Genomic DNA, 22,409 nt, shown 5'->3' with positions numbered 1-22,409 from the left:
AACCAGGGGCCTGGCCTTCTCAACAAGCCCCTTGCATCGCGGTATCGACCGCTTCCACAAGCATCTGCGCATGCTCTTCGGTAAACGCCAGCAGCGGACGGATTTTGAGCACGTTCTGGTGCGGACCGGCGGCGCTGATCAGTACGCCCTGCTCGCGCATCGCGTTGACCACCTGGCGGGCCTGCCTGGCTGCGGGTGCCCTGGTGGCGCGGTCGGTGACCAGCTCAACCCCAAGGAACATGCCGGCCCCCCTGACGTCGCCGATCATTTGATGGCGCTGGGCAAGCCGTGTCAGGCCGTCCAGCAGGTAGCTGCCAATGTGATGGGCCCTCTGCTGCAGGTGTTCTTCGCGGATCACGTCCAGCACCGCCTGACCTGCCGCACACGAGACCGGGTTGCCGCCAAAGGTATTGAAGTAGCGCATGCTCCTGCCGAAGTGATCGACCACCTGGGAGCGCCCGACGATGCCGGCAATGGGCTGGCCATTGCCCATGGGCTTGCCGAGGGTGACGAGGTCCGGGCGCACGTTGTGCCTGGTAAACCCCCACATGTTAAGGCCGGTACGCGCAAAACCCGGCTGTACCTCATCGGCGATGTACAGCAGGCCTTCGGCCTGGGCCAGCGCCACACCCTCGGCGATACAGCCCGCCGGCCCGGGCAGCACGCCGTCGCTGGAGAAGATGCCATCCAGCAGGATTGCCGCCGGGCGGATGCCGTGCGCCTTGAGGTCGTCGATTGCGGCGCGCACGTCTGCGGCGAACATCGGCGCCACGTTTTCGGCCCCCAGACGGTAAGCGTCAGGTGCGCGAACGGTGCGCACATGCGCCGGGAGCACCATGGCGCTGCCAAGCGATGGTGAAAGCTCGGCGATGTCTGCGGTGACGCCGTGGTAGGCGAACCGGGTGATGATGACGCCGGTGCCTCCGGTGCAGTGCCTGGCGATACGCAGCGCCAGATCATTCGCCTCGCTCCCGGAGCAGGTGAACATGACGCGATCCAGGTCATCGGTGAAGGTACCGAGCAACTGCTCGGCATAGTCGAGAATGCCCTCCTGCAGGTAACGGGTGTGCGTGTTCAGCACCTGCGACTGCCGATGAATCGCCTCGACCACCCGGGGATGGCAGTGACCGATGGAGGCAACGTTGTTGTAGGCGTCCAGGTAGCGACGGCCCTGCTCGTCGAAGAGCCATACGCCCTCCCCTCGAACGGTGTGCAGCGGTTGCTCGTAGAACAGGCGGTATGCCGGGCCCAGTAGCCGCTCGCGGCGCTCGATCAGGCGTCGCTGCGATGCCGAAAGCCGGGTGGCGTCGGCTGACGTGAAGCCGTTGATCATGCTCATGCTCGATTTGCTCGCAGGCAGGCCGAAGCAATTCGGTCTTCTGTTTCAGCACGAGACAGCGCCGACAGTGCCTTCAGGTTTGCCCAGGCACGCTGGGTGTTTCGAAGGATGTACTGGCGATTGTCCGGATGCAGTTCGGCGCGCCAGGAGTTGATGCACAGGGCCAACGCCAGGCGCGTGGCCAGCAGCTCGGGCAGCAGCGCCAGCTCCTGCTGGTTCAGGGGGTTGCACTGGTGGTAGCCGACAATCACATCCAGGGCCGGCTCCAGTACATCGCCCACCTGCCCAAGGTGGTAGGAAGCGGCAACCGCGACCTCGTTGACCAGGGGCGCATGCACCATGTCACCGAAATCGAGGATGCTGCGCAGCACATCGGGGTTGTGGGCATCCACGATGATGTTGTGCGGGTTGGTGTCATTGTGAATGACCTGCTTGCGCAGCCCGGGGATGCTTGGCACCACCACCGACGCATACTGCTCGAGGCTGCGCTGCACCAGGCTTCGTCCGGGGCCGGGTTCGATGTGCACCAGCAGCGGTCGAAGGTGCGCGGCGTGCTGCATGTCCCACAGCAGCGCATGCCCGGCGGCGGGGTGGGCAAACCCTTGCAGCGCCACGTCAAGCCGGGCGATGGACTGCCCGATGACCCGGCGAAACGTCGGTGTGGGGTGACTCACGCAGTGAAGGGGCATGCCATCTTCGAAGGACAGCAGCCGCGCCAGCATGCGCTGCCCGTCGATCTCGACGAAGGTGGCGTACTGGCCCTCAAGCGAGGGGTGCACGCGCTGAACCGCAAGCCCGGGATCGCGAAGCTCGATTCTTCGCATCGCCTGGTTGTGGAAGTCGACCACATCGGGGTTTTCAAGCGGGTGGGAGAGCTTGAACAACCGGGATGAGCCGTCTTCGAGCATCACGCGGAAATTGAGGTCGCGCTCGCCGCCCAGTTTTTCGAGCGTGCCGCTCAAACCGAATTGCTGGCGCAGCACTGCACACGCCTGCGCATCGGTGACCCGTGCCGGAGCAGCTTCGAGCAGGCTGTCATCGACAGCCAGATTTTCAAGGGGCATGACTCGCATCCTTATACGGCCTTTGAATGGCGCCCCCGGTTTCAGGGGCGCCATGCATCACTTGTTGACCCAGGCGTTGAAGCGTTCCTCCAGATCCTCACCGTGGTCGATCCAGAACTCGGCGTCGGTGGCACGGGCGTTTTTCAGGTTTTGCGGGGCGGTGGGCAGTTTTTCGCCCACGCGCTTGTCCAGCAGGTCCATCGCGCCGGTGTTGCTGGGCCCGTAGGGGATGGCCTCGACGAAGTTCTTCTGTTGCATGGGCTCGCTGGCGAACGCGATGAAGCGCTCGGCCAGTTCCTTTTTCGGCGCCCCTTTCACGATGGCCCAGTGATCGAGATCGTAGAGGCTGCCATTCCATTGCATCGCAAACGACTGGCCTTCCTCCTGGGCAGAGGTGACACGGCCGTTGTAGGCGGAGGTCATGACCACGTCACCGGCGATCAGCCATTGCAGCGGCTGCGCGCCGGAGTCCCACCACTGGATGCTGGACTTGATTTCATCGAGCTTATTGAACGCACGTTTGACACCCTCTTCAGTACCCAGCAGCGTGTAGAGGTCCTTGTTGTCTACCCCATCGGCGAGCAGCGCGAACTCCAGCGTGAACTTCGCGCCGCGGCGCAGGCCGCGCTTGCCGGGGTACTTCTTCAGGTCCCAGAAGTCGGCCCAGCCTTGCGGGCTGGAGGCGAGTTTGTTGGGGTCGTAGGTCAGCACGGTGGACCAGATGAAGATGCCGACACCACAGTCGCTGACGGCCGCAGGAATGAAGTCTTCCTTGTTGCCTATCCGGCTCCAGTCCAGCGGTTCGAACACCCCTTCGCTGCAACCACGGATGAGCTCGGGCGATTCGACCTCCACCACATCCCAGCTGGTTTTGCCGGTGTCGGCCATCACCTTGATCTTGGCCATTTCGCCGTTGTAGTCGTCGGCGGTGATGGCCACGCCGGTCTGGGCGGTGAAGGGTTTGTAGAACGCCTTCTCCTGCGCCTGGCGGTTGTTGCCGCCGAAGGACACCACGGTCAGCTTTTCAGCGGCATACAGCGGGCTTGCGATGGTTGCGAGCAAAAGTACAGCTGCGATTTTCTTATTCATGCGTCTCTCCAGGTCAGCTACGGGTCGTGGGCAGCTTTAAAGGGATGGCAGTTTTCTTGTAGTGGCAGCAATCGATCGAACGTGACGCTTCCCCGGTGGGGACGGAACGCATTAAAACACATAATAAATATGATGCATCATATTTTACGCTACACTTGCCCTTACCAATGAACAGGGAACCCGCCATGACCGATCAACGTACGCTGCTTCTCACCGGTGCCAGCCGGGGCATCGGCCACGCCACCGTGAAACATTTCAGTGCTGCGGGTTGGCGCGTGTTTACCGCCTCGAGGCAGGACCTGGGCGAAGGCTGCCCCTGGGCCGAAGGCATCGCCAACCACATTCACCTCGACCTGGGGAGCGTGGAGGACATACAGCGCAGGCTTCCGGAAATCCGGGAAAAACTCGGTGGGCGGCTGGATGCGTTGGTCAACAACGCCGGCGTTTCACCCAAAGGCCCGGATGGGGAGCGACTGGGGGTGCTGGAGTCCGACTACTCGACCTGGCTGAACGTGTTCAACGTGAACATCTTCTCGACCGCCCTGCTGGCGCGGGGGTTGTTCGAGGAGCTCAAGGCGGCAAAGGGCTCGGTGATCAACGTCACCTCCATTGCCGGTTCGCGGGTGCACCCGTTCGCAGGGGTGGCGTATGCCTGCTCCAAAGCGGCGCTGTCGGCGCTGACGCGCGAGATGGCGCATGACTTCGGGCCCTATGGGGTTCGGGTGAACGCGATCGCCCCGGGGGAGATCGACACCTCCATCCTCTCCGCTGGCACCGAGCTGATCGTGGAGCGATCGATCCCGATGAAACGCATGGGCAAGCCCGAGGAAGTCGCGGCGTTGGTGCATTTTCTCTGCACGCAGGGCGCTTCGTACGTCAATGGCGCAGAAATCCATGTAAACGGTGGGCAACATGTTTGAGTTACTCGATAATCGCTGCCGGTAGCCTCCCCTCTCCCGCCGGGCCTGTGCCGCACACGAGTACGCGATGAATTATCCGATTGAGCACCTGAAACACTCCTACCTTGGCAGCGGTATCTATGGCCTGCTGCGCGAAGCCCTGATTACAGGGCGCTTCCAGCCCAATGATCGGCTGCGCATACGCGACCTTGCCGAACAGCTGGGTACGAGTGTCACGCCTGTGCGGGACGCGATTCTTCAACTGGCAAAGGAGCAGGCGCTGGTTCTGAAGACACCGCGGGACATTCGTGTGCCGGTACTGACTTCCAAGCAGTACCTGGAGATCAGGAGCATCCGGCTCTCGCTCGAGGGGTTGGCGGCCGAAACAGCTGCATCGCTGGCGACCGAGGAGCAAGTGGCGCGGCTGCAAACCTGCATTCAGAACAACCTGGTGGCGATCAAGGACAATGACTTGAGGTCCGCGCTGACCTTCAACCACGAGTTTCACTTCAGGTTGGCGGAAATCGCCGATATGCCGGTGCTGGTCAGCCTGCTGGATGGGTTGTGGATGCGTACCGGGCCGCTGATTGCCCGGGCCTACGGCGGGTTCAACGAGCGCATGGCGATTGATCATCACTGGGATGTGCTGGAGGCGTTGAAGCAGCGCGATGGTGCGGCGGCTCGCCTGGCGATCTGCAGTGACATTCTGGATGGGAGCCAGAAGATGCTGGAGTATGTTCAGATGGAGCATGACTGAAGGGGCGTGGTGCTGGCGATAACTCGGCATGCGACAGGCCGCATGCTGCAAGTGGCGCCGCTGGCGTTCTGAAACCGATTCTCACCCCTGTTCCGGCGTCCTGCCGACCGAAAAAATCCCCCTCCCCGTGCAATTCGTCGCCTCGGCTCGCCGCGCTCGCTCGACTGGATTACTGTATATACAAACAGTACCCATATGGTGGCGGAAATGACCCAAGACATTGAAGACTTTGACGGCTTCGGAGCGCCCACTGAGCTGGAGATGTGGAAGCACCAGGTGGTGCTCATTACGAATGAGGCCGAATACCTGACCCGAGAGCTGGGCAAGGCGCGCAGGAACATTGCCAAGCTTGTGGCGATGAACCAGGGGCTGACGAAGGACCTGCACGACCTGCAACTGAAATCGACAGGGCGAGTGCTCCCCACGAGCTGCGCACTCAGTGGCAGCCCGGCACAGGAAATCGCGGAACTTCATAAAAACTCATAAGGCGTGTCGTCACCGTAAAACTTAGCGGGAAAGGCAGGAAACTTACACGGTGCACGAACCCATTAAAGTGAGAGCGAAACTTTTTTTGAACAAGAAATAAATTGTAACAATGACCTATTGAAATATTTTAAATACCAGGAACCCAACCTTTATTGACCAAAAAATGTGAAGCCGTGCGTTTTTATAGCTGGATGGAAACCCAGTTCAATAAAACCTCACCCGATGGTAACGTATGCTTTCGCATTGCTCAGAATAATAAAAAACATGAGCAAACTTGTTGGTTGAATAAAGGATTAACGAATGACTATCGAGCGAGAGATTTTCTCGGCCCTTATCGCGCAGAACGCATTCCAAGGTGAAAAGCCGAGCGTACAAAGCTACGCCCAGCTCGCCGTAGACAAGGGGTTCAGAGCGCTTACGTCAAGGCAGCAGGCGGTGGTGAGCCCCTTCCTGAAGAAACAATGCGAGGGGATGAGAAAACCAAACGAAAAACACAACAACTGCCAAAACACGATAGCCGGTCGTGATCTGGTTGCAGCGCTTGAAAAAGCCGAAAGTTACAAGGGATGGCGCTGCGAAAGCTGCCGGAGTGCATCTTAAAAACCAGAAAGCACCGCAAAAAGAGTAGCCCTCCAGAAAAGCTGTAAAGTAAAAAACACTATTGCACTCGCTACTCCTGACTGTTACTGCAGCAGGCCGCCATGGCCTGCTCGCAAGTTTTTCTTTTTAGGCCCTGATCAGCCCACCCTCCAATCGTCATTCACTCGTCACGCACCTGAGCGCCTTGAAAAAATAGTGCACGAAACAGCCCGATTCTTTTGCGCGGCTAACTTTTTTTAGAGAGAAAAATAGTGCCTATCTAGCAGGCAGCACTACTGGTTGTTTGGTTTCGCCACACTTTGGTTGGGCTACGGCTGCTGGTTCGACGATGAGGTCTCTGCGTAGATCGAAAACAGCGTAAGCGCTCCATAAACCCCACATTCAAAGTCACCACCTGATCCCCGATGCTGTGCTCCCGATTCCTTTCCGGAGCCAGCACCTCATGATGCGTCCCGACGCAAAAGTCGAAAAAGTCTATCTCTATCCCAAGCCTGTCGACTTCCGAAAATCCATCGACGGCCTCGCCGCTCTGGTCGAACTGGACATCAAGGTCGCGGTGTTTGACCCGGTGCTTTTCGTCTTCCTCAACAAGCCTCGCAATCGAGTGAAGATTTTGTATTGGGAGCGCAACGGCTTTTGCCTTTGGCTAAAGCGCCTGGAATCCGAGCGCTTCAAAACATCGCCGGATTGTTCGGATGAAGCCATCGTGCTGACGGTTCAAGAACTCAACTGGTTATTGGATGGTTTTGATTTGTGGCGCAACCGTCCGCATCAAGTTTTGACGCCTCGATTCGTCGCCTGATTCGGTATAATCCAGGGCATGATTTCCATGCCCAAAGACCTTCCTGACGACCCTGTTTTGCTCAAGAGACTGCTTGAGCAAATGCTGAGTGAGCGCGAGTCGGATAAGGGCAAGATCGTTCATCTCGAAGAAGAAAACGCGCTGTTGCGTCAGCGTCTTTTCGGGCGCAAGTCAGAGCAGACTGCCGATCCTGCGACCCCGCAAATGGCCTTGTTCAACGAAGCTGAAAGCGTCGACGAGTTGGTCGACGAAGCGGTTGAAGAAGAGGTCGTAGCGCCGACCAAGCGACGGGGCAAACGCAGGCCTCTGCCCGCCGATCTTCCGCGTATCGAGGTCATTCACGAACTGCCCGAGCACGAGCTGACCTGTGCCTGCGGTTGCCGTAAGCACGCCATTGGCGAGGAAATCAGCGAGCAGCTCGAGATCGTGCCGATGCAAATTCGCGTGATCAAACATGTGCGCAAGGTCTACGCCTGCCGTGGCTGTGAAACCGCGCCGGTTACCGCTGACAAGCCGGCGCAACTGATCGAAAAGAGTATGGCCAGCCCCAGTGTGTTGGCGATGTTGGTGACGACCAAATACGTCGACGGCCTGCCACTTCACCGCTTCGAAAAAGTACTGGGCCGCCACGGTATCGATATTCCACGCCAAACCTTGGCGCGCTGGGTGATCCAGTGCGGCGAACATCTGCAACCCTTGCTCAACTTGATGCGGGATCGACTGCTGGAAAGTCGCGTCATCCACTGTGACGAAACGCGGGCCCAGGTGATGAAAGAGCCCGTTCGGGAACCCACCAGCCAATCCTGGATGTGGGTGCAAACCGGCGGGCCACCGAATCAGCCGGTGATCCTTTTTGACTACTCGACCAGTCGGGCGCAGGAGGTTCCGTCGCGCCTGCTCGAAGTTTATCGCGGCTACCTGATGACCGACGATTACGCCGGTTATAACGCCTTGGGTGCGCAATCCGGTGTCGAGCGTTTAGGCTGCTGGGCACATGCGCGACGCAAGTTTGTCGAGGCGCAAAAGGTGCAGCCTAAGGGCAAAACCGGGCGTGCGGATATCGCCCTGAATCTGATCAACAAGCTGTACGGTATCGAACGAGATTTAAAAGAAGTCGGCGATGAACATCGCCATGAAAGCCGACAGCAAAACAGCCTGCCGGTGTTGGCCCAGTTGCACGCCTGGCTGGAGAAAACCCAGCCACAAGTGACGGCGCAAAATGCCCTGGGCAAAGCCATCAGCTACCTGGCCAGCAACTGGATTAAGTTGGTGCGCTACACCGAAGCCGGTTACTTGCCACTCGACAACAACACCGCCGAGCGTGCGATCCGGCCCTTCGTGATCGGGCGCAAGAACTGGCTGTTCAGCGACACGCCCAAAGGCGCGACGGCCAGCGCTCAACTTTACAGTTTGGTCGAGACGGCTAAAGCCAACGGCCAAGAGCCCTATGCGTGGCTGCGCCACGCACTTGAGCGCCTGCCACAAGCCTCGAGCGTAGAAGACTTCGAGGCCTTGCTACCGTGGAACTGCACGCCGCAAATTCCAAGATAGCCGTAGAACCCCACCTTTAAAATGTGGGGTTCATGGAGCGCTTACAATGTAACCGCATCAATGTTGCGTCTTCGATTCGACGGCGCCAGGCAGGCAGCCATTGAACACGCGAATGAAGGCAATGACAGCGTGCTGGCCGAGCAGATCCGACAGTTCCAGTTCAGAGATATTCGCCCTAAAGCAGCAAGCGAGATTGGTGACCTCGGCCACGCCAGTCGCCTCTTAGGCCACACTGACAAGCGCATTACAGCAACTGTCTACCGTCGCATCGGAGAAATAGTTCCTCCAACTCGGTAGCCATAGCCTTTGTTCGTCAGCCCACGACGAACAAAGGCACGAACAACTTAACTGTCAACCGTCAACATGTCTTCCAGCCCAATCTGCCCTCGAAGCATTTTTAGAAATGTAGATTGTCCTCCGCTACCGGGAGCGAAGTTCTTAATTGTAAAATCCTCATCCCTTAATTCGATATGAGTTAGAGAATCAAAAAACTCTTGTACCGTAGGAATACGACCATAATCATCACCCGCAAGCTTGGGATAAACATCCTCTCGCAGATAAATCATAAAAGCCTTAAAAGCGTTCGACCTAGGGAGCAAATTACCGGTACGTTCAATGGCACACCATGACTCCGGCCACTTTTGATGAATCGCACTAAAATAATTATAGAGTATCTCCGCAATATCAACTTCCCTGTCAGCTATAAACAAATTACGAAACGGAAACTTTAACAATTCCGAACCAATAGCATGCTTTAACTTTCGTCCCGCTAATAAATCATTGCGATCCTGAACAGGGTCAGGTGAGATAAACTTAACCAGCGACTCCACAAACGAAGCTTGAGTGAGCGGCTCCTTTTCTCGATTTGGTGTAGCAGTGCCAAGACGTTTTATACGCTTGAATAGCGGACTTGTGGGCTCTTCATCTAACGCAACAGCGACATTATGGCAAGTCTTGTATGGACTTGGCGTATTTGCAAGCTCTGTCAAATCATAGACCAAGCTTTTATTCACTTTTGTTTGAGCCAGGTTAACAGTCGCAAAAATATTAGCCTGCTCAGAAACATCCGCCCCTACAAATATTGAAACATTGATATCAAAACCATCATCAGCAAATTCAAACGACCAATTTCGGTCATCATTCATGAACGCAGCTATGCGATGCTGGCCATCAATCACCTTCGCTATTTTTGCGTAAGGTATCTCCTGATCCTCGGAGTCTTCCGGCGGGGTATACCCTCTTAAGGTAAGAGTACCCACTCCATTATTGAGCGATTGAAACTCAGCGCACCGTTCATCGATTGCAAGAATTACAGAGGTAGGGAACGTCGCATCACCGCCTTGAATATATTTCTTAATATCCTTAATTCGCTTAGGACTTACAGGCCGCTGTATTCCGAGATATTTTTCAAGATCTCGCTGATCTTCTGCTAACCGTCGAACATCCGAATAGGATATTTCAACCAAGTCCCTTGCTTTGACCGAGGCTATATAAAAAGTACCGATGGGCTGCTCAACCTTTAGAACCGGCAGGCTCAACGTTTTATCAGTCATTTCCTTCTCCTCGAGACTTCAGACGCGCCGCCAAACCTGTTTTGACACTTTGCTCAGACTTGCGCGTTTCCGCCACAAAATCCCCTGGAATTCCATCCACAAGCGATAGATACCAACAATAGAGCGCAAAAAAATAAACCCAAGCCGAGTACTCAGTAAGGGCCAGACTCAAAAAAGTACTCTTAAATGAATCTGCATTTGTTTTCAACGCACCAAAAGCTGATGCAGTTGCCAACATTAAAATAAAGGCCGACAGAGCCACGAGCCCATAGCCACTAAACAACCCCTTGAATCGCTGCGCGATATTCTGCTCAGCAGCTTGGTATTTCTCATACCAGATGTATAGAACCGGCGTCAAAAACGAGGCAACATATACAAATTGCTCCGAAACGGAAATAGATTCCTTCAACTTTGAGAAAAGAGCCCAACTTGATCCATCGGCCGGAATAGGAGACAAAAGTGCAGCAAACAAGATTGGTAAACTTGCCAAAATCCAGAGGGCAAAAAACTTCCTCAGCGCGCTTTTATGTGCTTCACTTGGAAAGCTGACCAAACATTGCAAAAATGGTATCTTGCCAAAGAACCTGACAAGCCAACCTTTGACATCTAATCCGTTTAGAAACATTTTATCACCATTTCTTCATATCTTCCTCTGGCGACCGACTTCCCTGCAATTACACTCGCTCTATCTACTACAACAAGCTCCCCCACTCCCTCATAGATATCTCTAATACTTTCATGACATGCATTTGTCACTAGAACTTTAGCGCCACGCGAGGTCGCTGCCTTGACACTATCCCTCAAGCGCAGCTGATCCTCCCAAGAGAATATACTTTCGTTATACTTTACAAAGCCATTATAATTATGCTTTACAGTATACGGAGGATCTACAAATACAAAGTCACCGCTCCGCGCCTGGGAAATAGCGTATTCAAAATCGCCCGACACCAACTCAGCGCCCCCCAAAAGCTTAGACACAGACTCGAAGTCGTCCGTATCAAGGATTACGTTCTGCTTTGTGCCAATGGGTACATTAAATCGACCTTCGAGATTAACTCGATACAGTCCATTCCAGCACGTTCTATTCAAATAGATGAACTGAGCCGCGCGAGTCTCAGGTGTTCGAACTTTTTTGGACCGTACAGAATAATAATACTCTTTAGAGTGTTTGCTATGATGAATCTTTAAATGCCGAAGAACACCTGGCCAGTTCTCTTTGATCGCAGAGTAGGCTTCTATGAGACGCTCGTTCTTGTCACACAAAATTGCTTTAGTCGGTTTCAGGCTGAAGTATACTGCTCCGCTTCCCAAGAACGGTTCAATGAAGCGGTCATGACTCGCCTCAAGAAAAATCGAATGCTTTTCTACCAACCAGCGCTTACCACCAGCCCACTTGAGGAACGGCAATATTTTTTTTGGTTCTGAGTTATCCAAGAGCAAATTCCAAGTGGGGCCAAGGAGTAATGGCGCCTATAAAGTTCCAGGGATTGGCAACCTGAGCCTAATCCAAGGTCTTCCATGCGAGTCGACTATACCCTCTGCGGTTAGCTGCTGCCATAAGCCTAGGCCAGAATGATGGCCATTTGAGCACCTGGTGGTATCTGTTTACGACCTCACATGGCGAGGCAGCCGCTACCTACCATGTCCTAGCTACTTAGGTTGCGGAAATCAAGTCGGTCGATGCGGAAGCAATCAGACGCGGCAATGGGCAAAAAAGGCTACCCCAAAAACGCAAAAAGCCCTGATTAATCAGGGCTTTGAAGATGGCGGAAGCGTAGAGATTCGAACTCTAGGATAGTTGCCCATCGACGGTTTTCAAGACCGTTGCCTTAAACCACTCGGCCACGCTTCCTCGTATTGCGGGCGCCATAATACCGAAATGAAACAAGCTGTCAAACTCTCTAGGTGGCTGGTCTGCGCGCCTCTGTTATGATCTTTGCATCTGAACGTTTCAAACCCACAGGAGTGTCGCCATGCGCGAACAGGATTACGCCGTCAACCACGGCCTGCAGGTCGAACAGCAAGAGGTCAGCCGCGTCCTGCGCAACACCTATGGCCTGCTGGCCATCACCCTCGCTTTCAGTGGTGTCATGGCCTATGTGGCCCAACAGATGCGCGTCGGCTACCCGAACATTTTTGTGGTGCTGATCGGCTTCTACGGCCTGTTCTTCCTCACCAACAAGCTGCGTGATTCGGTATGGGGCCTGGTGTCCACCTTCGCGCTGACCGGTTTCATGGGCTTCCTGCTCGGCCCTATCCTCAACCGCTACCTGGGCATGGCCGGCGGCGCTGAAGTGGTCAGCTCGGCATTCGCCATGACCGCACTGGTGTTCGGTGGTCTGTCGGCCTACGTGCTGATCACCCGCAAGGACATGAGCTTCCTGGGCGGCTTCATCACCGCAGGCTTCTTCGTGCTGCTGGGCGCTGTGCTGGCAAGCTTCTTCTTCCAGATCAGCGGCCTGCAACTGGCAATCAGCGCAGGTTTCGTGCTGTTCTCGTCGGTGTGCATCCTGTTCCAGACCAGCGCGATCATCCACGGTGGTGAGCGTAACTACATCATGGCGACCATCAGCCTGTATGTATCGATCTACAACCTGTTCGTCAGCCTGCTGCAACTGTTCGGGCTGATGGGTCGGGATGACTAATCCGAGCTTGGTTGGTTGAGTGTTGAAAAAGCCCGCTTCGGCGGGCTTTTTTTGTGGGTGGCGTTTGAGGGGGGATGGCTTCGCGCTCGTTCACTTGCAAGGCCGACTCCTACGCCCTGCGGGCTGTAGCGCCAGATAATGCTGGCAAACTGGACTACCCCAATCCCCGCGCGCGCCGTAGAATGCGCTCCTTTTTTCTGCCCGGGGCAGCAACACCCATGAGCTCACTCGAACAAGCGCCCGAACAGGCCAATGAACTGGTTCTAGGCCTGGAAGACCGGCCCCGGCCGCTGATCGCCCTGCTCGCTGCCCTGCAGCACCTGCTGGCGATCATCGTGCCTATCGTTACCCCCGGCCTGCTGATCTGCCAGGCACTCGGCGTATCGGCCCGCGATACCAACCTGATCGTGTCGATGTCGCTGGTGATCTCCGGGATCGCCACCTTCGTGCAATGCCGACGCTTCGGGCCCTTCGGCGCCGGGCTGTTGATCGTCCAAGGCACCAGCTTCAACTTCGTTGGCCCGCTGATCGCCGGCGGCGCGCTGATGGTCAAGCAAGGTACGCCCGTAGAAGGCGTAATGGCGGCGATCTTTGGTGTAGTGATTGCCGGCTCGTTCGTTGAGATGGGCATTTCGCGCATTCTGCCGTTCGTGAAACGCCTGATCACCCCCCTGGTCACCGGCATAGTAGTGCTGATGATCGGCCTCACGTTGATCAAGGTGGGCCTGATCAGCATGGGCGGCGGTTTCGGCGCCATGGCCAACGGCACCTTCGCCAACGGCGAAAACCTGCTGCTGTCCGGCGTGGTGCTGGCCATCATCGTGGTACTCAACCGCATCCCGGTGGTGTGGATGCGCAGTTGCGCGATCGTGATCGCGCTGGCCGTCGGCTACGCACTGGCCGGCTACCTGGGCCGCCTGGACTTCACCGGCATGCATGAAGCCGCCATGTTCCAGGTGCCGGTGCCATTGCACTTCGGCCTGAGTTTCTCCTGGGCGCTTTTCATTCCGATGCTGGTGATCTATCTCGTGACTTCGCTGGAAGCCATCGGCGACGTTACCGCCACCAGCAAGGTGTCGCGCCAGCCGGTCGAAGGCCCGCTGTGGATGCAACGCATCAAGGGCGGCGTGCTGGTCAACGGCGCCAACTCGCTGCTGGCCGGTATATTCAACACCTTCCCCAGCTCGGTGTTCGCGCAGAACAACGGCGTGATCCAGCTGACCGGTATCGCCAGCCGCCATATCGGTATCTGGATTGCCGCAATGCTGGTGATTCTGGGGCTGTTCCCAAGCGTGGCCGGGGTGATCCAGGCGGTGCCGGAGCCGGTGCTGGGTGGCGCTGCGATGGTGATGTTCGGTGCCGTAGCGGCCTCGGGTATCAACATTCTGGCCAGCATCAGCCTGGACCGTCGCGCCCTGCTGATCATCGCGGTGTCCCTGGCGTTGGGCCTGGGCGTGGCGCAGGTGCCGGAATTCCTGGCGCACATGCCATCGGCACTGCGCAATGTGCTGGAGTCTGGCGTGGCAACCGGCGGCATCTGTGCGCTGGTGCTGAACTGGTTCCTGCCCGAGTCCAAAGCTCAGAACTGAGGCCGCTTGCCAAGCTGCCCCAACCAGGCCCGCGCCCACAAGGCGCGGGCTTTTTGCTTTATCATGGGCGCAGTTTTGCTGACAGAGCCTGCCATGAAGTTCGCCCTCGCGGTATTTTCCCCCGGCCATGCGCCCTCCTCGCGCCGTGCACTGCTGTTCGCCCAGGCTGCCCTGGCCAGCGGGCACGAGATCGTGCGGCTGTTTTTCTATCAGGATGGCGTGCACAGCGCCTCGGCCAACGTGGTCGCGCCGCAGGATGAGCTGGACGTGCCGGCACAATGGCGTGCCTTCATCACCGAGCACCAGCTCGATGCAGTGGTGTGCATCGCCGCCGCCCTGCGCCGTGGCGTGTTGAACGCCGAAGAGGCCCAGCGTTATGAACGCCCCGCCGTGAACCTGCCCGCGCCGTGGGAGCTGTCGGGCCTGGGCCAGTTGCACGAAGCTGCACAAACCGCCGACCGCCTGGTCTGCTTTGGAGGCGACTGAAATGGCCAAGTCATTGCTGATTATCAGCCGCCAGGCCCCCTGGGCCGGCCCGTCGGCCCGCGAGGCACTGGATATCGCCCTGGCCGGCGGCGCCTTCGACTTGCCGCTGGGCATGCTGTTTCTGGATGACGGCGTGTTTCAGCTGGCACCTGCACAGCAACCGGCACAGCTGCAACAGAAGAACCTGGCGGCCAACCTCCAGGCGCTGCCGATGTTCGGCGTGGAGGCCCTGTTCGCCGACGCCCGCAGCCTGCTCGAGCGCGGCCTGGACGCTGAACACCTGACACTGGACGTCGAGGTACTCGACGACGCTGCACTGGCAGCCCTGATCGACCGTTTTGACCAGGTGGTAACCCTCTGATGAGCACCCTGCACGTCATTTCCCATTCGCCCTTCGGCGATAACCGCCTGAGCAGTTGCCTGCGCCTGCTGGGCAGCAACGACGGCCTGCTGCTGTGCGGCGACGCGGTGTATGCGCTGCAGCCCGGCAGCGAGCCGCTGAAGGCGCTGGAGCACGCCAACCTGGGCGCAAGGCTGTTTGCGCTGGAAGAAGACCTGCAAGCCCGCGGCATCTCCAGCGACGCGGCCCGGGCCATCGACTACCCGGCGTTCGTGCAGCTGTCGCTGGACCACGACAAGGTCAACAGCTGGCTATGAGCACCCTGAGCCTCGACAACCGCGACATCGCCCTGGACAAGGACGGCTTCCTGGTCGACCTGAAGGACTGGTCAAAGCCCGTGGCACAAGCCCTGGCCGAGCGCGAAGGCCTGGAACTGACCCCCGAACACTGGGAGGTACTGGAGCTGCTGCGCCAGTTCTACCAGGAGTTCGAGCTGTCGCCGGCCACGCGCCCGCTGATCAAGTACACCGCCTTGAAGCTGGGCCCGGACAAAGGCAACAGCCTGCACCTGAACCGCCTGTTCAACGGCACCCCCGCCAAACTTGCCGCGAAGCTCGCGGGCCTGCCAAAGCCGACCAACTGCATATGACTGCCCCTACCCCGCTCACCCTCGAAACGCCCGCCGAACACCCCTTCGCCCAGTTCGTGCGCATTTTGGGCAAAGGCAAACGCGGCGCCCGCGGCCTGACCCGGGAAGAAGCCCGCGAGGCCATGGGCATGCTGCTGGACGGCAAGGTCGAGCAGACGCAGCTGGGCGCCTTCCTGATGCTGCTGCGTCACAAGGAGGAGAGCCCCGAGGAGCTGGCCGGCTTCACCGAAGCCGTGCGCCAGCGTGTACAGGCACCGCCCATCGCGGTCGACCTGGACTGGCCGAGCTATGCGGGCAAGAAGCGCCACCTGCCGTGGTTTCTGCTGGCGGCCAAGTGCCTTGCGAAAAACGGTGTGCGCATCCTGCTGCACGGCGGCGGCGCTCACACCGCCGGGCGCCTGTATACCGAACAGGTGCTGGAACGGGTGCAGATCCCGCTGTGCCGCGACTGGGCCAGCGTCGCCAGTGCCCTGGACGAGCACTGCATCGCGTTCATCCCCCTGCAGGACTGGGCGCCGCGCCTGCAGCACATGATCGACCTGCGCAACACCCTGGGGCTGCGCTCGCCCATTCACTCCCTGGCACGGGTGCTCAACCCGCTGGGGGCGCGGTGCGGCCTGCAGAGTATCTTCCACCCCGGCTACCAGGCCGTACACCGCGAAGCCAGTCGGCTGCTGGGCGATACGGCGATTGTGGTCAAGGGTGACGGCGGTGAAATCGAGATCAATCCGGATGCCACCAGCCACCTGTACGGCACTGCCCATGGCGAAGACTGGGATGAAGAATGGCCGCAGCTGTCGGCCCAGCGCCATGTGAAGCCGGCCAGCCTCGACCTGCAGCACCTGCTGGCAGTATGGCGCGGCGAGGCCCGCAACAGCTACGGTGAACTGGCTCTTGTATCGAGCATGGCGCTGGCGCTACGCGGCTTGGGGCAAACCCGAGAGGACGCCTTCACACAGGCGCAGCACTGGTGGGATCAACGCCTGAGCTAGGCGAATGATCGGGGTTTTCGATCAAACAGGCCGATGCTTTGCGCCATTGGTTCGAACTTGAACCCGTACACTGGGCTCCAAGTTGAACGAATCGCCAAGGAGACCACCATGGGCCTGTTGATCGACGGCCGCTGGCATGACCAGTGGTATGAAAGCAGCAAAGACGGCACCTTCCAGCGCGAGAACGCGCAGCGGCGCAATCAGCTGCCCGCAGCCGACGCCGGGCGCTATCACCTGTATGTGTCGCTGGCCTGCCCCTGGGCGCACCGCACGCTGATCTTTCGCACGCTCAAGGGCCTGGACAAGCTGATCGACGTGTCGGTGGTCAGCTGGCTGATGGGCGAGAACGGCTGGACCTTCGACACAGCTCTCGGTTCGACAGGCGACAAGCTCGACCAGCTTGAATTCCTGCATCAGCGCTACACCCGCGACGACCCGCATTACACCGGCCGGGTCACGGTGCCGGTGCTGTGGGACAAGCAGGAACAACGCATCGTCAACAACGAGTCGGCCGAGATCATCCGTATCTTCAACACCGCCTTCGACGGGCTGACCAGCAATCGCCTGGACCTTTACCCCGAGCCGCTGCGCGCGAGCATCGATGCACTGAACGAGCGGATCTACCCTGCCGTGAACAACGGCGTGTACCGCGCAGGCTTTGCGACTACGCAAAAAGCCTACGAGCAAGCGTTCGACGAGCTGTTTGCCGAGCTGGATGCACTGGAAAAGCTACTGAACGACCAGCGCTACCTGGCCGGCGAGTACCTGACCGAAGCTGACTGGCGGCTGTTCACCACGCTGGTTCGGTTCGATGCGGTGTATCACGGGCACTTCAAGTGCAACCTGCGGCGCATCGCCGATTATCCGAACCTGTCGAACTGGCTGAGGGAGCTGTATCAGTGGCCGGGGGTGGCCGAGACGGTGAACATGGAGCATATCCAGCGTCACTATTACATGAGCCACAAGACCATCAACCCGAACGGGATCGTGCCCAAGGGGCCATTGCAGGACTTTGCGGCGCGACATGATCGGGAGCGGCTGGTGGGCCGGGGGATTTGGGACAAGACCAGTTTTTGATCAGGGGTTGAAGGGCCCCTTCGCCAGCAAGGCTGGCTCCTGCAGTGGGTCGCGTGTACCTGCAGGAGCCAGCCTTGCTGGCGAAGCTGTTGTTACTGAGCCCCTTCGAACCACGCCAGCTTCTCGCGAAGCTGCACCACCTCGCCCACGATCACCAGCGTCGGCGCATGCACTTCATGCTCCGCCACCAGTTGCGGCAAGTCGGCCAGGGTGCCGGTAAACACCCGCTGGTTGGTGGTAGTGCCCTGCTGCACCAGCGCCGCCGGCGTACTAGCCGCACGACCGTGACGAATCAGCTCGGCACAGATGGTCGGCAAGCCCACCAGCCCCATGTAGAACACCAGGGTCTGCGCAGGCGCCACCAGGTCATTCCACGGCAGGTTGCTAGTACCGTCCTTGAGGTGGCCGGTCACGAAGCGCACCGACTGGGCATAATCGCGATGGGTCAGCGGGATGCCGGCATACGCCGAGCAGCCGCTGGCCGCAGTGATGCCCGGCACCACCTGGAAGGGTATGCCATGCTCGGCCAGCTCTTCGATCTCCTCGCCACCCCGGCCGAAGATGAACGGATCGCCGCCCTTGAGGCGCAGCACGCGCTTGCCTTGCTTGGCCAGGGTCACCAGCAGTTGGTTGATCTGGTCCTGCGGCACACTGTGATCGGCACGGCGCTTGCCCACGTAGATGCGCTCGGCGTCGCGCCGGCACAACTCGATGATGGCGGGCGCCACCAGGCGGTCGTACAGCACCACATCGGCCTGCTGCATCAGGCGCAGCGCACGGAAGGTCAGCAAGTCCGGATCACCCGGCCCCGCCCCCACCAGGTACACCTCGCCCGAGGTCTGCGGCAGCGCGCCATCCACCTTGGCCTGCAGCAGGCGTTCGGCTTCGGCGCCCTGCCCGGCCAGCTGGCGCTCGGCAATCGGGCCCTGGAACACGTCTTCCCAGAACCCACGACGCTGGTTCACGTCGGGGTACAGTTCCTTGACCCGATGGCGAAAGCGCGCGGCCAGGCCGGCCAGTTCGCCATAGGCGGCAGGAATCCAGGTTTCCAGCTTGGCGCGGATCAGGCGTGCCAGCACCGGCGCATCGCCGCCGCTGGACACTGCCACCACCAGTGGCGAACGGTCGACGATCGCCGGGAAGATCACCGTGCACAACGCCGGCGCATCCACCACGTTGACCGGCACACAGCGCTGGCGCGCATCGCCCGATACCTGGGCGTTGAGCGCCTGGTCGTCGGTGGCGGCGATGATCAGCTGGCAACCGTCGAGGTCGCTTTCGTGATAGCCGCGGGCCAGGGTCTGGCCGCCACTGGAGCGTGCCAGTTCGGCCAGTTGCCCCTCGATTTCAGGGGCAACCACCCGCAGCACGGCACCTGCATCGGCCAGCAGGCGAGACTTGCGCAGGGCAATCTCGCCTCCACCCACGACCAGCACCTGGCTGCCCCGCAGGTTGTGGAACAGCGGCAGGAACTCCATTTAACCGATGATCTCCAGGCCACCCATGTAAGGCTTGAGCACGTCCGGTACACGGATGCTGCCATCAGCCTGCTGGTAGTTCTCCAGCACTGCCACCAGGGTACGGCCTACAGCCAGGCCCGAGCCGTTGAGGGTATGCACCAGCTCCGGCTTGCCGGTTTCCGGGTTGCGCCAGCGGGCCTGCATGCGGCGCGCCTGGAAGTCGCCGCAGTTGGAGCACGAGGAAATTTCGCGGTACTTGTCCTGGCTCGGCACCCACACTTCCAGGTCGTAGGTCTTCACGGCACTGAAGCCCATGTCGCCGGTGCACAGCGACAGTACGCGGTAAGGCAGCTCCAGCAGTTGCAGCACGCGCTCGGCGTTGGCAGTCAGGCCTTCGAGGGCTTCCATCGACTTGCCCGGCTCGACCACCTGGACCATCTCGACCTTGTCGAACTGGTGCTGGCGGATCATGCCGCGGGTATCGCGACCCGACGCACCGGCTTCGCTACGAAAGCACGGGGTGTGGGCGACGAACTTGATCGGCAGTTGCTTGGCATCGACGATTTCGCCGGCCACGATGTTGGTCAGCGACACTTCGGCCGTCGGGATCAGGTAGAAGTCGGCCTCGCCTTCGCGGCTGATCTTGAACAGGTCTTCCTCGAACTTGGGCAGCTGGCCGGTGCCTTGCAGCGCCGGGGCCTGTACCAGGTACGGGGTGTAGGCTTCCTCGTAGCCATGCTCGGCGGTGTGCAGGTTGATCATGAACTGCGCCAGGGCACGGTGCAGGCGGGCGATCGGGCCGCGCAGCAGGGCAAACCGCGCGCCCGACAGCTTGGCTGCGGTCTCGAAGTCGAGGTAGCCGTTGCGCTCGCCCAGGGCGACGTGGTCCTGGATCGCAAAATCGAAGCTGCGCGGGGTGCCCCAGCGGCGCACTTCGACGTTGTCGTCTTCATCGGCGCCCACCGGTACGCTGGCGTCCGGCAGGTTGGGGATGGTCAGCAGGATAGCGTCCAGCTCTTCGCGGATACCTTCCAGCTCCACCTTGCCGGCAGCCAGTTCGTTGGCCATGCGCTCGACGTCGGCCATCAGCGGGGCAATGTCCTCACCCTTGGCCTTGGCCTGGCCGATGGATTTGGAACGGGCGTTACGCTCGGCCTGCAGCTGTTCGGTGCGGGTCTGCACAGACTTGCGGCGCTCTTCAAGTGCTTCGATGCGCGCGACATCCAGGCTGAAGCCACGGGAAGCCAGGCGATCCGCCACTTCCTGAAGTTGGCCGCGTAACAGTTGGGAATCGAGCATATCGTTTTCTCGCTGGTTCAGAATTTGGTCAAGGACAAACCGGCCCAGGTGGCGAGCAGGCCACCCACTACACTGAGGCTGGCATAGCCGAACGCCAGGGGCGCTTGCCCGCTTTCGAGCAGGCGTACGGTGTCCATGGAAAAGGATGAAAAGGTCGTCAGGCCGCCAAGGAAGCCGACGATCAGGCCTGCGCGCAGCTCGACCGGCACCAGCGGGCGATGCAGAAACAGCCCGTAGAGCAAGCCGATCAGCAGGCAGCCAATCAGGTTGACCGCCAGCGTACCGAGATAGAAGTGGCGTGGCCAGTGGGCATTGACCCAATTTCCCGCGGCAAAGCGCAGCAGCGTGCCGGCAATGCCCCCGGCGCTGACTGCGGCCACCAGGGCAATCATGGCTTTCTCCGCTGGCGCGGGCTCAGGCGATCGAGTTCGGCCAGGTGGCGCAGCTTCTCGCCGATCTTCAGTTCCAGGCCGCGAGGCACCGGCTGGTAGTACTGGCGCGGCGCGAGGTCATCGGGAAAGTAGTCTTCGCCCGCCGCATAGGCATCGGGCTCGTCGTGGGCATAACGGTACTCGTCGCCGTAGCCCAGTTGCTTCATCAGCTTGGTGGGTGCGTTGCGCAGGTGCAGCGGCACTTCCAGCGAACCATGCTCGGCGGCTTCGCGCAGGGCGGTCTTGAAGCCCATGTACACCGCATTGCTCTTGGGTGCACAGGCCAGGTACGTAATGGCCTGGGCCACCGCCAGCTCGCCCTCGGGGCTGCCCAGGCGCTCCTGCACGTCCCACGCGGCCAGACACAGGCTCAGCGCACGCGGGTCGGCGTTGCCGATGTCTTCGCTGGCCATGCGCACCACGCGCCGCGCCAGGTACAACGGGTCGCAGCCGCCATCGAGCATGCGTGCGAACCAGTACAGCGCCCCATCGGGGTTGGAGCCGCGCACCGATTTGTGCAATGCGGAAATCTGGTCGTAGAAGGCCTCGCCGCCCTTGTCGAAACGTCGACGGGTATCGCCAAGCAGGCTTTGCAGCAGTTCCACCCCGATCTCGCTGCCGTCTTCGGCCAGGTCCGAGGCATTCTCCAGCAGGTTGAGCAGGCGCCGGCCATCGCCATCGGCGGCAGCTAGCAGCATCTTGAAGGCTTCGTCGCCCAGGCTCAGGTTGCGCTTGCCCAGGCCGCGTTCCTCGGTCAGTGCGCGCTCCACCAGGCGGTGCAACGCGGCTTCGTCCAGGCTCTTGAGCACATACACGCGCGCCCGCGACAGCAGGGCGTTGTTGAGTTCGAACGAGGGGTTTTCGGTGGTGGCGCCGATGAAGATCAGCGTGCCGTCTTCCACATACGGCAGAAAGGCGTCCTGCTGCGACTTGTTGAAGCGGTGCACTTCGTCGACGAACAGGATGGTGCGCCGCCCGTACTGGGCGGCCTGCTGCTTGGCGATCTCCACCGCCTGGCGGATCTCCTTGACCCCGGCCAGTACGGCTGAAACGGTCTCGAAGTGCGCCTCGCAGAACTGTGCCAGCAAACGCGCCAGGGTGGTCTTGCCCACCCCGGGCGGGCCCCAGAAGATCATCGAGTGCAGCGCGCCCTGCTCCAGTGCCTCGCGCAGCGGCTTGCCGCGCGCCAGCAGGTGCTGCTGGCCGACGTATTCGTCCAGGTTGGCCGGGCGCAGGCGCGCGGCCAAGGGCTGGGCAACAGGGTCACTTCGAAACAGGTCCATGGACGCGGGCTTGACCTC

At 59.6% G+C, this 22,409-nt stretch carries 24 protein-coding genes, 1 tRNA gene and 1 pseudogene; 15 read left to right on the top strand and 11 right to left on the bottom strand.

Annotated features, from left to right (window positions below; translation table 11 throughout):
- Nucleotides 1-19 precede the first annotated feature (19 nt).
- The 3 genes from NJH59_RS17325 to NJH59_RS17315 are packed head-to-tail and all read right to left on the bottom strand — an operon-like array spanning nucleotide 20 to nucleotide 3,492.
- Nucleotides 20-1,339 carry an aminotransferase class III-fold pyridoxal phosphate-dependent enzyme gene (locus NJH59_RS17325; protein WP_253087078.1) on the bottom strand — a complete coding sequence of 440 codons (1,320 nt, stop codon included), beginning with the start codon at nucleotides 1,337-1,339 and terminating at the stop codon, nucleotides 20-22.
- Nucleotides 1,336-2,403 (bottom strand): phosphotransferase, encoded by a 1,068-nt coding sequence (locus NJH59_RS17320; RefSeq protein ID WP_253087077.1) that lies wholly within the window; start codon nucleotides 2,401-2,403, stop codon nucleotides 1,336-1,338. The genes NJH59_RS17325 and NJH59_RS17320 overlap by 4 nt, the downstream gene beginning before the upstream one ends.
- Before the next feature lie 57 nt (nucleotides 2,404-2,460).
- Nucleotides 2,461-3,492, bottom strand: coding sequence for an ABC transporter substrate-binding protein (locus tag NJH59_RS17315; protein WP_253087076.1), 1,032 nt, complete (start codon nucleotides 3,490-3,492; stop codon nucleotides 2,461-2,463).
- A 185-nt stretch (nucleotides 3,493-3,677) separates the two neighbouring features.
- On the opposite strand from NJH59_RS17315, the gene NJH59_RS17310 reads away from it, so the two are divergent.
- The 7 genes and pseudogenes from NJH59_RS17310 to NJH59_RS17280 all read left to right on the top strand — a co-directional run.
- A complete protein-coding gene (locus NJH59_RS17310; RefSeq protein ID WP_043861035.1) occupies nucleotides 3,678-4,412 on the top strand; it encodes an SDR family NAD(P)-dependent oxidoreductase in 735 nt (244 codons plus the stop codon).
- A gap of 67 nt (nucleotides 4,413-4,479) precedes the next feature.
- Nucleotides 4,480-5,148: a GntR family transcriptional regulator gene (locus tag NJH59_RS17305; protein WP_043861034.1), complete on the top strand. Its 669-nt coding sequence runs from the start codon at nucleotides 4,480-4,482 to the stop codon at nucleotides 5,146-5,148.
- Nucleotides 5,149-5,355: 207 nt separating this feature from the next.
- Nucleotides 5,356-5,634, top strand: a complete 279-nt coding sequence (locus NJH59_RS17300; protein WP_146095037.1) for a hypothetical protein — start codon at nucleotides 5,356-5,358, stop codon at nucleotides 5,632-5,634.
- A gap of 300 nt (nucleotides 5,635-5,934) precedes the next feature.
- The gene (locus NJH59_RS17295) at nucleotides 5,935-6,234 is read left to right on the top strand and encodes a hypothetical protein (RefSeq protein ID WP_043861032.1); all 300 of its coding nucleotides are present in this window, start codon (nucleotides 5,935-5,937) and stop codon (nucleotides 6,232-6,234) included.
- Nucleotides 6,235-6,676: 442 nt separating this feature from the next.
- Nucleotides 6,677-7,036 (top strand): IS66 family insertion sequence element accessory protein TnpB, encoded by a 360-nt coding sequence (gene tnpB / locus NJH59_RS17290; protein WP_019412232.1) that lies wholly within the window; start codon nucleotides 6,677-6,679, stop codon nucleotides 7,034-7,036.
- A gap of 18 nt (nucleotides 7,037-7,054) precedes the next feature.
- Nucleotides 7,055-8,587 (top strand): IS66 family transposase, encoded by a 1,533-nt coding sequence (locus tag NJH59_RS17285; protein WP_253087075.1) that lies wholly within the window; start codon nucleotides 7,055-7,057, stop codon nucleotides 8,585-8,587.
- A 48-nt stretch (nucleotides 8,588-8,635) separates the two neighbouring features.
- Nucleotides 8,636-8,884: pseudogene (locus NJH59_RS17280) on the top strand (integrase); the annotation flags it as partial.
- A gap of 47 nt (nucleotides 8,885-8,931) precedes the next feature.
- On the opposite strand, the gene NJH59_RS17275 reads toward NJH59_RS17280, so the two are convergent.
- From NJH59_RS17275 to NJH59_RS17260, 4 genes are all read right to left on the bottom strand, one after another.
- Nucleotides 8,932-10,140 (bottom strand): DGQHR domain-containing protein, encoded by a 1,209-nt coding sequence (locus tag NJH59_RS17275; protein WP_253087074.1) that lies wholly within the window; start codon nucleotides 10,138-10,140, stop codon nucleotides 8,932-8,934.
- Entirely contained in the window at nucleotides 10,133-10,765 is a 633-nt protein-coding gene (locus NJH59_RS17270) for a hypothetical protein (RefSeq protein ID WP_253087073.1), read from the bottom strand. The genes NJH59_RS17275 and NJH59_RS17270 overlap by 8 nt, the downstream gene beginning before the upstream one ends.
- Nucleotides 10,756-11,574: a Dam family site-specific DNA-(adenine-N6)-methyltransferase gene (locus NJH59_RS17265; RefSeq protein WP_253087072.1), complete on the bottom strand. Its 819-nt coding sequence runs from the start codon at nucleotides 11,572-11,574 to the stop codon at nucleotides 10,756-10,758. Before NJH59_RS17265 ends, NJH59_RS17270 begins: the two co-directional genes overlap by 10 nt.
- A 330-nt stretch (nucleotides 11,575-11,904) precedes the next feature.
- Nucleotides 11,905-11,992, bottom strand: a tRNA-Ser gene (locus NJH59_RS17260).
- 121 nt (nucleotides 11,993-12,113) lie between these two features.
- Here NJH59_RS17260 and NJH59_RS17255 point away from each other — a divergent pair.
- The 8 genes from NJH59_RS17255 (at nucleotide 12,114) to NJH59_RS17220 (ending at nucleotide 17,918) form a co-directional block, all read left to right on the top strand.
- Nucleotides 12,114-12,785 (top strand): Bax inhibitor-1/YccA family protein, encoded by a 672-nt coding sequence (locus NJH59_RS17255; protein WP_043860836.1) that lies wholly within the window; start codon nucleotides 12,114-12,116, stop codon nucleotides 12,783-12,785.
- Nucleotides 12,786-13,003: 218 nt separating this feature from the next.
- Nucleotides 13,004-14,374 carry a nucleobase:cation symporter-2 family protein gene (locus tag NJH59_RS17250; RefSeq protein ID WP_253087071.1) on the top strand — a complete coding sequence of 457 codons (1,371 nt, stop codon included), beginning with the start codon at nucleotides 13,004-13,006 and terminating at the stop codon, nucleotides 14,372-14,374.
- 93 nt (nucleotides 14,375-14,467) lie between these two features.
- Complete coding sequence (gene tusD / locus NJH59_RS17245; RefSeq protein WP_196933158.1) at nucleotides 14,468-14,860, top strand: sulfurtransferase complex subunit TusD; 393 nt, start codon at nucleotides 14,468-14,470, stop codon at nucleotides 14,858-14,860.
- A gap of 1 nt (nucleotide 14,861) precedes the next feature.
- The gene (gene tusC / locus NJH59_RS17240) at nucleotides 14,862-15,221 is read left to right on the top strand and encodes a sulfurtransferase complex subunit TusC (RefSeq protein ID WP_043860839.1); all 360 of its coding nucleotides are present in this window, start codon (nucleotides 14,862-14,864) and stop codon (nucleotides 15,219-15,221) included.
- Nucleotides 15,221-15,517, top strand: a complete 297-nt coding sequence (tusB, locus tag NJH59_RS17235; RefSeq protein ID WP_058541209.1) for a sulfurtransferase complex subunit TusB — start codon at nucleotides 15,221-15,223, stop codon at nucleotides 15,515-15,517. Before tusC ends, tusB begins: the two co-directional genes overlap by 1 nt.
- Nucleotides 15,514-15,849 (top strand): TusE/DsrC/DsvC family sulfur relay protein, encoded by a 336-nt coding sequence (locus NJH59_RS17230; protein WP_043860841.1) that lies wholly within the window; start codon nucleotides 15,514-15,516, stop codon nucleotides 15,847-15,849. The genes tusB and NJH59_RS17230 overlap by 4 nt, the downstream gene beginning before the upstream one ends.
- A complete protein-coding gene (locus NJH59_RS17225) occupies nucleotides 15,846-16,841 on the top strand; it encodes a glycosyl transferase family protein (protein ID WP_253087070.1) in 996 nt (331 codons plus the stop codon). Before NJH59_RS17230 ends, NJH59_RS17225 begins: the two co-directional genes overlap by 4 nt.
- A gap of 108 nt (nucleotides 16,842-16,949) precedes the next feature.
- Nucleotides 16,950-17,918, top strand: coding sequence for a glutathione S-transferase family protein (locus NJH59_RS17220; RefSeq protein ID WP_196933156.1), 969 nt, complete (start codon nucleotides 16,950-16,952; stop codon nucleotides 17,916-17,918).
- Nucleotides 17,919-18,010: 92 nt separating this feature from the next.
- Here NJH59_RS17220 and cysG read toward each other — a convergent pair whose 3' ends face one another.
- The 4 genes from cysG to NJH59_RS17200 are packed head-to-tail and all read right to left on the bottom strand — an operon-like array spanning nucleotide 18,011 to nucleotide 22,391.
- Nucleotides 18,011-19,396 carry a siroheme synthase CysG gene (cysG, locus tag NJH59_RS17215; protein WP_229589326.1) on the bottom strand — a complete coding sequence of 462 codons (1,386 nt, stop codon included), beginning with the start codon at nucleotides 19,394-19,396 and terminating at the stop codon, nucleotides 18,011-18,013.
- A complete protein-coding gene (serS, locus tag NJH59_RS17210) occupies nucleotides 19,397-20,677 on the bottom strand; it encodes a serine--tRNA ligase (protein ID WP_043860845.1) in 1,281 nt (426 codons plus the stop codon).
- A gap of 17 nt (nucleotides 20,678-20,694) precedes the next feature.
- The gene (gene crcB, locus NJH59_RS17205; RefSeq protein WP_043860846.1) at nucleotides 20,695-21,069 is read right to left on the bottom strand and encodes a fluoride efflux transporter CrcB; all 375 of its coding nucleotides are present in this window, start codon (nucleotides 21,067-21,069) and stop codon (nucleotides 20,695-20,697) included.
- Nucleotides 21,066-22,391, bottom strand: a complete 1,326-nt coding sequence (locus tag NJH59_RS17200; protein ID WP_043860847.1) for a replication-associated recombination protein A — start codon at nucleotides 22,389-22,391, stop codon at nucleotides 21,066-21,068. The genes crcB and NJH59_RS17200 overlap by 4 nt, the downstream gene beginning before the upstream one ends.
- Nucleotides 22,392-22,409 lie beyond the last annotated feature (18 nt).

This window comes from Pseudomonas sp. VE 267-6A, assembly GCF_024126555.1.
In the GTDB taxonomy this organism is placed as follows: domain Bacteria; phylum Pseudomonadota; class Gammaproteobacteria; order Pseudomonadales; family Pseudomonadaceae; genus Aquipseudomonas; species Aquipseudomonas palmensis.
The sequence above is the reverse complement of the archived record's forward strand: the minus strand, read 5'-3'. Positions and strand labels throughout refer to the sequence as shown.

Coding starts and splice junctions, on each gene's coding strand:
- NJH59_RS17325 (WP_253087078.1), bottom strand. CDS start 1,339: ATGAGCATGATCAACGGCTTCACGTCAGCCGACGCCACCCGGCTTTCG.
- NJH59_RS17320 (WP_253087077.1), bottom strand. CDS start 2,403: ATGCCCCTTGAAAATCTGGCTGTCGATGACAGCCTGCTCGAAGCTGCT.
- NJH59_RS17315 (WP_253087076.1), bottom strand. CDS start 3,492: ATGAATAAGAAAATCGCAGCTGTACTTTTGCTCGCAACCATCGCAAGC.
- NJH59_RS17310 (WP_043861035.1), top strand. CDS start 3,678: ATGACCGATCAACGTACGCTGCTTCTCACCGGTGCCAGCCGGGGCATC.
- NJH59_RS17305 (WP_043861034.1), top strand. CDS start 4,480: ATGAATTATCCGATTGAGCACCTGAAACACTCCTACCTTGGCAGCGGT.
- NJH59_RS17300 (WP_146095037.1), top strand. CDS start 5,356: ATGACCCAAGACATTGAAGACTTTGACGGCTTCGGAGCGCCCACTGAG.
- NJH59_RS17295 (WP_043861032.1), top strand. CDS start 5,935: ATGACTATCGAGCGAGAGATTTTCTCGGCCCTTATCGCGCAGAACGCA.
- tnpB (WP_019412232.1), top strand. CDS start 6,677: ATGATGCGTCCCGACGCAAAAGTCGAAAAAGTCTATCTCTATCCCAAG.
- NJH59_RS17285 (WP_253087075.1), top strand. CDS start 7,055: ATGATTTCCATGCCCAAAGACCTTCCTGACGACCCTGTTTTGCTCAAG.
- NJH59_RS17275 (WP_253087074.1), bottom strand. CDS start 10,140: ATGACTGATAAAACGTTGAGCCTGCCGGTTCTAAAGGTTGAGCAGCCC.
- NJH59_RS17270 (WP_253087073.1), bottom strand. CDS start 10,765: ATGTTTCTAAACGGATTAGATGTCAAAGGTTGGCTTGTCAGGTTCTTT.
- NJH59_RS17255 (WP_043860836.1), top strand. CDS start 12,114: ATGCGCGAACAGGATTACGCCGTCAACCACGGCCTGCAGGTCGAACAG.
- NJH59_RS17250 (WP_253087071.1), top strand. CDS start 13,004: ATGAGCTCACTCGAACAAGCGCCCGAACAGGCCAATGAACTGGTTCTA.
- tusD (WP_196933158.1), top strand. CDS start 14,468: ATGAAGTTCGCCCTCGCGGTATTTTCCCCCGGCCATGCGCCCTCCTCG.
- tusC (WP_043860839.1), top strand. CDS start 14,862: ATGGCCAAGTCATTGCTGATTATCAGCCGCCAGGCCCCCTGGGCCGGC.
- tusB (WP_058541209.1), top strand. CDS start 15,221: ATGAGCACCCTGCACGTCATTTCCCATTCGCCCTTCGGCGATAACCGC.
- NJH59_RS17230 (WP_043860841.1), top strand. CDS start 15,514: ATGAGCACCCTGAGCCTCGACAACCGCGACATCGCCCTGGACAAGGAC.
- NJH59_RS17225 (WP_253087070.1), top strand. CDS start 15,846: ATGACTGCCCCTACCCCGCTCACCCTCGAAACGCCCGCCGAACACCCC.
- NJH59_RS17220 (WP_196933156.1), top strand. CDS start 16,950: ATGGGCCTGTTGATCGACGGCCGCTGGCATGACCAGTGGTATGAAAGC.
- cysG (WP_229589326.1), bottom strand. CDS start 19,396: ATGGAGTTCCTGCCGCTGTTCCACAACCTGCGGGGCAGCCAGGTGCTG.
- serS (WP_043860845.1), bottom strand. CDS start 20,677: ATGCTCGATTCCCAACTGTTACGCGGCCAACTTCAGGAAGTGGCGGAT.
- crcB (WP_043860846.1), bottom strand. CDS start 21,069: ATGATTGCCCTGGTGGCCGCAGTCAGCGCCGGGGGCATTGCCGGCACG.
- NJH59_RS17200 (WP_043860847.1), bottom strand. CDS start 22,391: ATGGACCTGTTTCGAAGTGACCCTGTTGCCCAGCCCTTGGCCGCGCGC.